Consider the following 13,111-nt stretch of genomic DNA (forward strand, 5'->3'; position numbering starts at 1 on the left):
TTTGTGACTCATTAATATTACTAGCGAAATTGACTTCGCAAATTACATTTGATATCAGCCGAAACTGATATACCCTGCACATTTGTGAAACAAAACTTTGTTCAGTTTTCAAAGATCTACTTTGTTCTGATTGGCTGATGAATATTTAATCAGTCAACTTTTAAATCATATCATCTGAGCTAAGTAATGTCAAGCAATTATTTTTAATTATTTGACATTACTTATTGGCTTCAAATGCCATGAAACCAGTTCTTACATCTTGTCGAAGAACTGACAGAACTTAATTAGTATAACAACCGTTGCCTGCCAAGTCAATCATTAATTTGAATAATTATGAATTAACTTGGTAAAACATGCGACATCATAAATCACAACTCTCATACATTCAACTTTTCTTAGAGAAGAATCTGTATAATTATTCGACAACATAACGTCACTGCTTTTTAACAACGAATACAATCTTACCAAGATATGGATTCTTGGTCAAGAAGTATTTTACTTTTTTGAAAGAAAAAAAGGGCAGCACATTTAAGTGCTACCCCTTTAATCACAAATTATTTAAGTTCAGGCGCATCCGTCTTGTAATCAGCGGTAACTTTGCCATGATTTTTAGCCATTAAACTCGTTGGTTCAGATTTCTGTGCAGCCTTTAATTGCTGCATACCATTAGCATACTTATAGTTGAACTTACTCTTATTAACCGATTTAAAGCCCTTCAGCTGATAGAACCTCAACAAATCACCCTGAATAACCCGATCCGACAGTGAGAGCTCGGAAGTCACGTGGTTTTGTTCTTGGGCTATTAGCTTCTTTTGGGCTGCATTAGGTTCAATGATGGCACCAGTCTTGGTGTCGTAAACCGTACTGCCGATCTTCACAAATTGCGGTGTGATAAAATCACCATTTCTGAAGGCAACGGTTTGGCTACGATTCTTAGCTAAGAGATCATTCCCGAATTGAATCGTATGATCATCCTTCACACCCAGCAAATCCATTAAGGTAGGTAAAACATCGATTTCACCACCATACGTGTGGTTAATACCACCCTTCATACCGTCCGCATGAATCATGAGCGGCACCTTCTGGAATTGTGCAAGATCATAATTCGTAATCTTCTTCTTACCTAGTAGTTGAGCAATAGCTGGCCGATGATTATTGGAAATCCCATAATGATCCCCATATAAAACGATCATACTATTCTTGTATAGACCGGATTCCTTCATATAGGTTAAAAATTCGCCAAATGCTTCATCCAAGTAATGGGCAGTCTGGACGTATGGATCCACCGTTTTATCGCCAGTCTTAGTCGCAGGAAAGTCCGTATTCTGTTTATCGATCTCATATGGGTAATGGTTCGTCAACGTAATTAGCTTAGTATAAAACGGCTGTGGCAACTGCTGCAGATACTTAGCTGAATCACGGAAGAAGATTTTATCTTTCAGCCCGTAACCAACGGTATAGTTTGGCTTTTCCTTGTAATACTGTGAACTGAAGAAATAATCATAGCCCCATGATTTGTAGGTGTTATCCCGGTTCCAGAAACTCGGAACGTCACCGTGAAAGGCTGCTGAAGTATACCCTCTCTGGTCAAGCATTGCGGGAGCCGCCTGAAACGTGTTTTGGGTCCCATATTCCGTCATTGCAGACCCTTGAGGTAAACCAAACAAAGAGTTTTCGAGCATCATTTCTGCATCAGAGGTTTTCCCTTGCGCAACCTGATTATAGAAATTATCGAAACTCATCGTATGCTGGTCTTTATAGAACTTGTTCAGATTAGGGGTAACTTCTTTACCGTCCACTTTGTAATTAATGAGGAATTGCTGAAAACTCTCCAAGTGAATGATAATGACATTCTTACCTTTTTCTGTCCCAAAGTATGCGGAGTTATCGCCGACACGGTTGTGTTTTAGGTACTTTTGGACACTTTGGAGATCGCCAGCGTTGGCATGTGCTCGTGTGGCACTCTGCTTTTGGGTCTGATAAACGCTAAAAGCGGCGTACTCGTTTAAACCTAAGTACTTCACCAAGTAGTTATTATCAAACGTTCTGGTTAACAAACCTGACCGATCAGCATTCGCCATGCCATATTCGGCACCCATCAATGAAAAAGCCAGCACGGTCATTGTAAACGCATATCGCCGTTTAAATGGCCGGCTATCAACTCTGATGACATGAGCCAATAACAAGATGATAAGTAAAACAACGTCCAGGTAAACCAAAAAATCGGTTGGATGAATAATCTGGGCGATACTTTTTCCTAAATTGTTTTGAACATTACCAGAACCCTTAATCACCCCAAAAGACATGAAATCAGAGAATTCGCGGTAATAAACAATATTGGCAAAAATCCATGACGTTTGAATTAAATTAATCAGGATCATAAGCCAGTAGACTAAGCGTCCACGAAAGTATAATGCGATACCAAACAGCAACAGCGCAGCCGGAATTGGGTTAACAGCAAGTAAAAATTGCTGAACGCCACCCTTGACCCCTAAGCTGAACTCCGTTTGATACGCGATATACGTCTTAATACAAAATAAAACGACTGTAAGAATAAAAAAACCAAATACGGTATTAAGCTTTGCAGTCGTCCGTTTTACTAAATCCGACATAACATCGTGCCTCCAGGTTAAACTTAACAAATGCCATTATATCGAATCTCTATAAAATAGCAATCTTCTCTAAATTACTTTGTAAAAACTTCAGACTTAAAGTAATCTTGTTTTCACATTACCCCCGAATAGACCCTGATTAAAAATAAAAACTATGGTTTCCCATAGTTTTTATTTTTTAGTTATCAGTAAGTAATTCGAACAATTCAATCGCGATCAAATCAATGTTATCAAACTCAAAGTGTTCCTTAGCTTGATGTTCATCTAAACTATAGGTCTGTGTTTCTGGGTGATAGACAACTTGAGCCATCTCAACGCCCTCTTTTTCAAAGCGACGGGGTTGTGGTTCGTCTCCGGCATCTTCTTGCATTGCTTTAAGTCGGTTAATAATGCCGATTAATTGTGATTCTTCCATGAGAATCCCCTTTCCGAATTCATTTTAACAGTCTAATTCTACCAAATCCTGTTGCAGTAAGCACTAGTTTTTGTAAATATCCCTGTGAAATTTTATTTTAAAACTGTAAATCGTTTAAAGAAAAAGGACACACCTAACTAAGTGCGCCCCATAAACTGTTTCTATGCTTCTGAACGCAGTGAATGATGTGATTCCTGAATTCGTTTAAACATTTTTTCCATATCGGTATCGGTAAAATGAATCAATACTGGCCGGCCATGAGGACAGTTAAACGGATTTTCTGCCGTCTTTAAGTGTTCAATCAACGCCTTAGCCTGCTGATCATCTAAGTGATGATTAGCTTTGATAGCCCGCTTACAGCTCATCATAATGGCGGCTTTTTCCCGGAATTGCGCCACCGTTATGTGGCCATCCCGCAAAACCCAGTCAATCATTTCTTTGACCGTATCTGCTTCTTGGCCTGCTTTAAACCACGTTGGATGCTGGTGCAAGATAAAGCTGTTCGGCCCAAATTGCTCTAAGTGCAAACCGACTGCGGCTAAGGTCTCCAGCTTATCGCTGATTTTAAGCATATCGCTCGTACTGTAATCGAGAACAATTGGCACTAGCAACCGTTGCTGGTCTTCACTGACTTCACCAATTGCCTGGCGGTAGTATTCATAGTTGACCCGCTCTTGAGCCGCGTGCTGATCAAGAATGTAAAGTCCTTCATCCGACTGCGCCAACAAGTAGGTGCCATGAAATTGGCCGATGTAGATCAAGTTAGGAAAACGGTCCTTATTATCCAGTAATTCCGTTTCCTGCGGTTTTTGTTTTACCCTCGTAGAATCGCTTTCTTGCGCCGAGTCATTAAACGGTGCCTTAGGCTGTTGATACTTCTCCTCAAAAGCCGAAACTTTCGGCGAACTCAACTCATCTCTCGAATGAATGACAATTGGCTGATTTGAGCCATCAGACGGCTTTTGCTCGAATAACGCTTCTTGATCAGGTTCAGTTCGTTGCACTTGCAGCGGTCGTTCATCCGGATGGGGCGTCTGATTTACTGTCGGACTAATTGATTGAGGCGTATAAGTAGCTGAAACAGCTGCTAGGTCTTCTGCCACCTGATTCGGGTCCACGTGTCCCCGTCTTAAATTAGTGAAGCCATCGGGGATAAGGTTCTGTTCGCTCAACCGTGCCCGAATCGTAGCCGTAATGATTTTCCCTAATTCAGCCTCTTTACTGATGCGGACCTCCTGTTTAGTTGGGTGAACATTCACGTCAACCAGCAGCGGATCCATCTCAAGATTAACCACGGCAACCGGGTAACGGCCCACCATCAGCTTAGACCCATAACCTTCAATGATTGCTTTTGATAACTGATAGTTCTTAATGTATCGGCCATTCAGCAAAATAGTCATATAATTACGGCTGGCTCGAGTCAGCTCAGGTAAGGAAACATACCCGCTCACTTTAAAATCAGCATCCGCATTTTCAATTGGGAGCATTTTCCCAGCTTTATTCATGCCGTAGATACTGCCAATCACTTGGCGCAGATCACCTCGGCCAGCAGTCCGCATTAATTCGCGATTGTTATGAGTCAGTGAAATTTGAATCTGCGGATGCCCTAAAGCCAGTCGGTTAACGATATCGACAATTTTAGCAAGTTCAGTATTCAGCGATTTCATGTACTTTAAACGCGCCGGAACATTGTAAAAAAGGTCTTTAACGGTAATATCTGTTCCTCGGCGAGCTTCTGACGGCTTTTGGTTAATCACTTTCCCGCCGGCGATATGAATTGCTTGGCCTTCTCCACCAGTAGAAGTCACCATTTCGACATCCGCAATAGAAGCAATACTAGGCAGTGCTTCGCCACGGAACCCTAACGAATGAACTTTAAATAGATCCTTACGATCATCAATCTTACTCGTTGCATGGCGATGAAAGGCCAATTCTAGTTGATCTGCTTCGATTCCGCTACCATCATCAATGACTTCAATCGACTTCAAGCCAGCCTCGTCCACGAGAATATCAATCTCATGACTACCAGCATCAATGGCATTTTCCACCAATTCCTTAACAACAGAGGCTGGCCGTTCAATCACTTCACCCGCTGCTATTTGGTTAGCTAATACTGCTGAAAGCTCATGAATTGCTGCCATTTTCTCACCCCATTACCGTTTTTTCTTTGAATGCGCCAATTGCTGCTGCCACTTATAAACTTGGTTCATCACGTCCATCGGCGTCATGCCCATTAAATTTAACGTTTTAACTTCCGAAGCGACTTTATCCGCTTGAGTTACCTTCTCTTCTGGTTCGCCAAATAACGATAGTTGAGTATCTGACTCATCAGTAACATCTTCAGATGTCTGTTCAACTGGTTGAGAATCAGGTTGACTCTCCCGACCCTCAGTGGCTACTTGAACCGTTGCATGCTGGTCCTGGGCTTTTTCTAAATGCGCCAGAATCGTATCTGCCCGCTTCAGTAATGAATCAGGTAAACCGGCTAACTTAGCAACGTGAATCCCATAGGACTTATCAGCTGGTCCATCCTGCATTTGATGCAAGAAAACCAGTTCCCCATTTTTTTCAACGGCGCCAACGTGAACGTTTTTCAACTGAGTCAAGCTCTTATCTAACACGGTTAATTCATGATAGTGGGTCGAGAAAAGGGTTTTTGCGTGAACCCGATCATGAACAAATTCAATGATTGCTTGGGCTAATGCCATCCCGTCGTAGGTCGCTGTCCCACGGCCAATTTCATCAAATAAAATTAAGGAATTGGCAGTTGCGTGTGCCAAAGCTTCATTGGCTTCCTTCATTTCGACCATAAAAGTACTCTCACCAGAAATTAAATCATCCGCTGCACCGATTCGGGTAAAAATCTGATCAAAAATTGGCATCTTGGCCGATTTAGCGGGTACAAAACAACCCATTTGAGCAAGAATAACAGTTAATGCTAGCTGGCGCATATAGGTACTCTTACCGGACATATTAGGCCCCGTGATCAGCAAAATTGACGTCTTTTCAGGCATTTTAACATCATTTGGCACATATGTCTGCCGTCCAAGCACCTTTTCAACGACTGGGTGCCGACCCTCAACAATCTCCAGATCATGATCCGTTTGTGTAAACGTCGGTGCCACAAATCGGTACTTTTCACTGACATCGGCAAAACTCTGCAGCACATCCAGTTCTGACACAGCATGGGCTAGCTTTTGAATTCGCTGAATATTAGCCTTTACTAGTTCACGAACCTTAACAAATAGTTTGTACTCTAAATCAGTGGATTTCTCTTCCGCTTCGATAATCAGGCGCTCTTTTTCCTTTAACTCAGGCGTCGTAAACCGTTCTGAGTTCGCCAAGGTCTGCTTTCTTTCATAGCGGCCCTCTGGCAGTTTATTTAAATTGACTTTGGTGACATCAATGTAGTAACCAAAAACACGGTTATAGCCAATTTTTAGGTTGTTGATCCCAGTAATCTTTCGTTCTGAGGCTTCTAGTTCAGCCATCCACTGTTTGCCGTTATGCATTGCTTCACGGTAAGTATCCAAGGTTTGATCATAGCCATCTTTAATGACCCCACCATCCGTCACGGACAACGGCGGTTCCTCCACAATAGCTGAATCAATGATTTCAACGACGTTATCGAGTGGATCCAACCGTTCATAAATATCGCTAAAAGCTGCTTTTGGCAGTTCATTTAAAATATGCTGGAGCTTAGGAATCTGCTTGAGCGAGGTCTTTAGTTGAATTAAATCACGACCGTTTACACTCCCAAAAGCAATTCGGCCAGCCAGACGTTCTAAGTCATAAACCTGTGTGAGTTCCTCTTGAAGGCTGTTACGTTCAAAATATTGGTCAACTAGCACGCTTACCTTTTTCTGGCGAGCTAAAATATCCTGACGGTTCACTAGCGGTCGATCCAGCCACTGCTTTAGCAGCCGACCACCCATCGCTGTTTTGGTTTCGTCTAATAGCCACAGTAAGGTCCCACTCTTTTTGCCCGTCCGCATATTCTGAGCGAGTTCCAAATTACGTTGAGAATAGTGATCCATTTTCAAAAAGAAAGTGGGTTCGTAAATGACTGCTCGCTGTAAATGCGCTAAGCTCCGTTTTTGGGTGGTATGAATGTAAGTTAATAGATGCTTTAAAACGGTTAGCTGCTCAGTTGCGGTCACACCCTGTGTCAGATAACTAAGTTCAGATCTTACCTCAACATTATCCTGATGAGATAAAAGGATCCCAACCGTCTTCAACCGCTCTAACACCTCTTTTGGAACTGATTGATCAACCACCGTCTCCTTAGTCCGCAAGCTCATGACTTCATTTAAAACGGCATCAAAGTTGTCCAAAGAACTAACCTTTAACTCACCAGTCGATAAGTCCGCATAAGCAAAACCAAACTGATTGTTAATTCGAGTCAGTGCCGTTAAGTAATTGTTTTCCTTGGCATTACCAGCCCCCGTATCGGTTTGAGTGCCTGGCGTCACCAGCTGAATCACTTCTCGCTTAACCATCCCTTTGGCAAGTTTAGGATCTTCCATCTGTTCACAAATGGCTACTTTATAACCCTTATCCACCAAGATATCAATGTAGTTTTGAACCGCATGGTGCGGTACCCCACACATCGGAATGGGGTTTTTCGAACTGTGATTCCGAGTGGTCAGTGTTAATTCCAACAGTTGTGCGCCCTTTACGGCGTCGTCATTAAACATTTCATAGAAGTCACCCAAACGGTAAAACAAAAAAGCGTCGGGGTACTGATCTTTAATTTTTTGGTACTGAACCATCATCGGCGTCTGATTTACTTTCGCCAATCTCTCCACCTCTAATTCATTGCTTATAAATTAACGATCATAAGGATGATCATGATCAATTAATACTGATTTGATTTTAGTTGCATGCCCGGTTTCGTCATTAATATCAATCACACAACCCGACATAATGCCTGGTTCGCTGGTTTCCACTTCATAACGGGCGGGCCGCTGGTTGAGGAACCGTGAAATGACGCTAGCAGGCTGCATGCCTAAGATACCCGCTGCTGGACCAGTCATTCCCGCATCGCTCATAAACGCAGTTTGATGATCGATCACTTGGGCATCGTTAGTTTGAACGTGGGTATGAGTACCAACAACGGCTGAAACACGGCCCTTTAGATACAGTGCAATTGCCCGTTTCTCGCTGGTGACTTCCCCGTGAAAGTCAACAAAGATCACTGGGGTTTCTTTTCGAATCTCTGTCACTAATTTATCAGCAACAGCAAACGGATCATCCAGTGGTGGCAAGAAAACGCGGCCTTGTAAGTTGATAACAGCCAAAGTGGCTTGATTAACCTTTAATTTTGTCCAGCCACGACCCGGAACATCCTTACCAGGAAAATTAGCTGGTCGAATCAACTTATTGGTGCTGCCGATAAATTCATAAATTTCTTTATTATCCCAAGTATGATTACCCATGGTCACAACATCAGCGCCACTTTCCAGCAATTGCTTGTAGATCTTTTGGCTGATTCCGCGCCCAACCGGCGTCGAGTTTTCCCCGTTAACGATTGTGGCTTGGGGCTTTAAATCCCGTTTTAATTGTGGTAAATAAGTTTGAATCATTTGGACGCCACGATCACCGACAACGTCTCCGATAAATAATATCCGCATGCTGATCCTCTAATCTATTTTAGTCTATTGCAACACGTTTTAGTTTAACACATTAGCGGTATAAAAAAGTACCCTCAAGCACTGTTGCCAGTTCTTGAAGGTACCATTCATTTTGTGCTAAATAAGTTTTATTTAGCGTACGCTACCGACCGAACTTCGCGAATAACGGAAACCTTGACGTGACCTGGATAATCCATGTCACTTTCAATCTTATCCTTAATATCGTGAGCTAGTGTAACAGCGTCTAAATCTGAAATTTTATCTGGTTTAACGATTACGCGGACTTCGCGCCCTGCTTGAATGGCAAATGACTTTTTAACGCCGTCAAATTCATCAGCGATCGTTTCTAGCTTTTCCAGTCGGTGAATGTAGCTTTCTAGTGAATCACTACGTGCACCAGGCCGAGAAGAAGAAATTGCATTGGCAGCGGAAACCAACTCAGAAATAATGTAATGAGGTGCTGCCGTTGCTTCGTGAGCCGCAATTGCATCAATCACAACTGGACTTTCTTTATACTTCTTAGCTAAATCAATCCCAATCTGAACGTGAGACTCTTCAACGTCATTTTCAACCGCTTTACCAATGTCGTGTAATAATCCTGCGCGTTTTGCTAGTGTGACATCCTCACCTAACTCAGCGGCAAAAATTCCTGATAACTTAGCAACTTCAATTGCATGCGTTAAAACATTTTGACCGTACGAGATTCGGTAGTTCATCTGACCAACCAGCTTAATAAGTGCTGGGTGCATCGAATGGATACCAAGATCGAATACAGTCTGTTCCCCAAGATCTTGAATCTTTTCATCCAATTCTTTACGGGCCTTTTCAACCATCTCTTCAATCCGAGCTGGATGAATGCGACCGTCTTGAATGAGCTTTTCAAGTGCAATCTTGGCAACTTCTCGACGAATTGGATCGAAACCACTTAAAACGACAGCTTCCGGTGTATCATCAATAATTAAATCGATCCCCGTCAGAGTTTCGAGAGTTCGAATATTACGGCCTTCACGACCAATAATCCGACCCTTCATGTCATCGTTAGGAAGTGTAACAACCGATACTGTGGTATCAGAAACCATATCGGCTCCGCTTCGTTGAATCGCTTGAACGATTAATTCTTTTGCCTTCGAGTCCGCTTCTTGAGCGGCCTTTTCATTGCTTTCTTTAATCATTTTAGCGCGTTCGGAACTTAACGCTTGCTTTGCTTCATTAATAATCAGGGACTGTGCTTCCTCTTTGGAAAGTGCAGCTGCTTCTTCCACAGCTGCTTGCCGTTTTTCAACGAGTGAGTCCGCCTGTTGCTGTAATTTAGCTAGTTTTTGCTGTTCAGAACTCAGTTTGTTTTCCTTTCGTTCTAGAACATCTTCCCGCTTTTGAAAAGCGTTATCTTTGCGATCAAGTGCTTCTTCTCGCTGTAAAACACGGTCTTCTTGTTTCTGGACTTCTCCACGTTGCCGCTTCAAATCCTTTTCAACTTCAGCCCGATAGCGATGACCTTCCTCTTTGGCTTCAAGCAAAGCCTCTTTAGTATCAGTCTCAGCCTGCTTTTTCGCATCAGCTAAAATGCCTTGTGCTGTTTCGTGAGCCGCGTCCAAATTGCGTTCAACAATTGACTTATGGACAAAGTATCCGATAACAACACCTACAACGATAGCGATGATTGCGAGGATTATTTCAGGAATACCCATGATTCCACCTCCGCATCATCAAAATTTTTGATTGCTAAATCAGTAAATTTTAAGATGTTAATTGATTATTGACACAACTAATATTCTAATGTTAACTCTTAACCCTGTCAATAAAAGAGTGGTCAACGACGGATAACTCCTCCTTTTATTAGAAAATGATGGCAAAATCGGCTAGCCAGCTTTGGTATGTGCTGGTTTCGGCTTTCTCACAACAAAAAAGCCCAGAAGTAATTATCTTCTAGGCTTTGAATGATTATGATTTTGTAGGTTTTGCTTTAGTTGGTTTACCATTTTTGGCATCTTTGGGTTCGAGGTCTAGCGTTTCAACGTTCTTTTCGTCCGTTGATTCACCCTGCTCTTCCTCAGCGGCACCATCCATGTTGTACGCTTTACGCACCTTGGTCTTGATCTCGGCCATCACATCAGGATGTTCAGCCAGATAAGCCTTAGCGTTTTCACGGCCTTGGCCAATGCGATCATCACCGTATGAATACCATGAACCGGATTTATTGACGATGTCTTTATCGACAGCCATATCCACTAACTCACCAGTCTGAGAAATCCCAGTACCATACATAATGTCAACTTCGGCACGTTTAAATGGCGGCGCAACCTTGTTCTTGACCACTTTAATCCGCACACGGTTACCAATAATATCAGTACCCTCTTTAATCTGTTCTGCCCGCCGAACCTCTAACCGGATCGTTGCGTAGAACTTAAGGGCCCGTCCACCTGGCGTGGTTTCAGGATTACCAAACATCACACCGACTTTTTCACGGATTTGGTTAATGAAAATCGCGATGGTTTTGGTTTTATTAATTGAGCCTGATAACTTACGGAGTGCTTGTGACATCAGACGAGCTTGTAGCCCAACGTGGGCATCACCCATCTCACCATCAATTTCAGCTCGGGGAACCAGTGCAGCCACAGAATCAACAACAATCATGTCTACTGCGCCACTTGCAACCAAGGCATCCGCAATTTCCAACCCCTGTTCACCAGTATCTGGTTGGGAAAGCAGTAGGTCATCAATGTTAACACCCAAATGAGTCGCATAAGCGGGATCCAGAGCATTTTCAGCATCGATATAAGCTGCAGTACCGCCATTTTTTTGAACCTCAGCAACTGCGTGTAAAGCAACGGTCGTTTTACCTGAACTTTCAGGACCGTATACTTCAACAATTCTCCCTCGAGGATAGCCACCAACACCTAATGCATTATCAAGTGCTAATGACCCACTAGAAATTGTTGAGATCTGAGTATCAGCCTTATCACCCATTCGCATGATAGAGCCTTTACCGAAATTTTTTTCAATTTTCTTTAATGCAGCATCTAACGCTGCCTGCCGTTCGTCAGCCATGTAGTTCCTCCTTAGTAGCCATTTGCAAGTTAAACTATACCTTTCTTAACACAAAATTGCAAGCAAAGTAGAACAAAGGTTCGCACTTTTAGTTGGCCGCTAATTTTTGCCGAATCAGGTCTAAACCAGCCATCACCGATCGCGCCCTAACCTGCTGACGGCCGTTGGTAAAGTGGTATAAGTATGCCTCGGGTTCATCATCACGATAAGCAATTCCGATCCAAACGGTGCCTGCTGATTGGCCCTCCAATTCATCTGGGCCCGCCACACCAGTAAAGGAAACGGCGATATCAGTCTGCATTTTTTGGCGGGCTTGTTTAGCCATCCAAATAGCGGTTGCTTTGCTGACAACTCCCTGCGAGTCAATCACTGCCGAAGGAATTGACAGTAATTGATGCTTGGCTTCGTTAGCGTAAGTCACAAAGCCCCCAGGAAAGACTGCGGAAACACCTGGCACACTGCCAATTGTGCTTTGAAACTCGCCAGCAGTCAGACTCTCAGCAGCAGTCACCGATAGCTTGCGAGTAATCAATTGTTGAACCACGACGTTGGCCAGAGAATTATCGTCCCCATACCCGTAGAAGTACTGACCGTCCTTCGCTAATATCTGATTCACCACATCTTGAATCATTTCCTCAGCGCGTTGCTCATCCTTTGCCGAAGCGGTTATTCGAAGCGTGACCTCTGTCATTTTTGCATATGGTGCAATCGTTGGGTTTGTCTGATGGCCGATTAAATCAGATAGGTCGGTTACCAGCTGGGATTCGCCAATACCGATAAATCGCATCACCCTAGAGGTAAATACGCGGCTTTGCTGACCCTGTTTTTTTAATTGGGGAATCAATTCGCTATCAATCATCTTCAAGCACTCTGCTGGTGGTCCTGGTAGCAAAACATAGCTCGTCCCATTCTGGTTGAGATATAAATCACCGACAGCAAATCCGTTGTGATTAGTCAAACTGATGGCATGTTTAATTTTCAACGCTTGCTTGGCATTATTGGGCGTCGAATTTCTGCCGCTGGTGGCAGCATAGTCATCGATCTTAGCTTTTGCTGCTGCATCAGTCACTAACGGTTCTCCCAAGTGCTGGGCGACGATTTGCTTGGTTAAATCATCTTCGGTAGGACCAAGACCGCCAATCGTCAGCACAAGGTCACTTCTGCTTTCAGCCACTTTTAAGACGCTCTCAAGCCGCTCAGGATTATCACCGACAACAGTCTGATAATAGACGTTAACACCTATCTCAGCTAATTTTTGGGCTAAATAAGCACCGTTTGTGTTCGCAATCTGCCCCAATAGTAATTCCGTACCGACAGCAATAATTTCTGCATTCATATTTATCCTCCGTCATTCAATTCATTTTGCTAGTAAAAAAGGGCCGCTCCGATTTGACGAAGAGCAT

8 protein-coding genes are annotated in these 13,111 nt (G+C 43.1%); all 8 read right to left on the minus strand.

Annotated elements, in window-relative coordinates; genetic code table 11:
• Positions 1-554 precede the first annotated feature (554 nt).
• The 8 genes from IWT5_RS10540 to IWT5_RS10575 all read right to left on the minus strand — a co-directional run bounded on the left by IWT5_RS10540 (position 555) and on the right by IWT5_RS10575 (position 13,044).
• Positions 555-2,612, minus strand: coding sequence for an LTA synthase family protein (locus tag IWT5_RS10540; protein WP_089109920.1), 2,058 nt, complete (start codon positions 2,610-2,612; stop codon positions 555-557).
• 178 nt (positions 2,613-2,790) lie between these two features.
• Positions 2,791-3,027 (minus strand): YkuJ family protein, encoded by a 237-nt coding sequence (locus IWT5_RS10545; RefSeq protein ID WP_089109921.1) that lies wholly within the window; start codon positions 3,025-3,027, stop codon positions 2,791-2,793.
• 161 nt (positions 3,028-3,188) lie between these two features.
• Positions 3,189-5,168: a DNA mismatch repair endonuclease MutL gene (mutL, locus tag IWT5_RS10550; RefSeq protein ID WP_089109922.1), complete on the minus strand. Its 1,980-nt coding sequence runs from the start codon at positions 5,166-5,168 to the stop codon at positions 3,189-3,191.
• Between the two features lie 12 nt (positions 5,169-5,180).
• On the minus strand, positions 5,181-7,826 hold the full coding sequence (mutS, locus tag IWT5_RS10555) for a DNA mismatch repair protein MutS (RefSeq protein WP_191981313.1): 2,646 nt from the start codon (positions 7,824-7,826) through the stop codon (positions 5,181-5,183).
• A gap of 30 nt (positions 7,827-7,856) precedes the next feature.
• A complete protein-coding gene (locus tag IWT5_RS10560; RefSeq protein WP_089109923.1) occupies positions 7,857-8,660 on the minus strand; it encodes a TIGR00282 family metallophosphoesterase in 804 nt (267 codons plus the stop codon).
• Between the two features lie 128 nt (positions 8,661-8,788).
• Positions 8,789-10,348, minus strand: coding sequence for a ribonuclease Y (gene rny, locus IWT5_RS10565; RefSeq protein WP_089109924.1), 1,560 nt, complete (start codon positions 10,346-10,348; stop codon positions 8,789-8,791).
• 253 nt (positions 10,349-10,601) lie between these two features.
• Positions 10,602-11,708 carry a recombinase RecA gene (gene recA / locus IWT5_RS10570; RefSeq protein WP_089109925.1) on the minus strand — a complete coding sequence of 369 codons (1,107 nt, stop codon included), beginning with the start codon at positions 11,706-11,708 and terminating at the stop codon, positions 10,602-10,604.
• An 88-nt stretch (positions 11,709-11,796) separates the two neighbouring features.
• Positions 11,797-13,044 carry a competence/damage-inducible protein A gene (locus tag IWT5_RS10575; protein WP_089109926.1) on the minus strand — a complete coding sequence of 416 codons (1,248 nt, stop codon included), beginning with the start codon at positions 13,042-13,044 and terminating at the stop codon, positions 11,797-11,799.
• Positions 13,045-13,111: the final 67 nt, after the last annotated feature.

It is taken from the genome of Secundilactobacillus mixtipabuli, assembly GCF_002217925.1.
Lineage (GTDB): Bacteria > Bacillota > Bacilli > Lactobacillales > Lactobacillaceae > Secundilactobacillus > Secundilactobacillus mixtipabuli.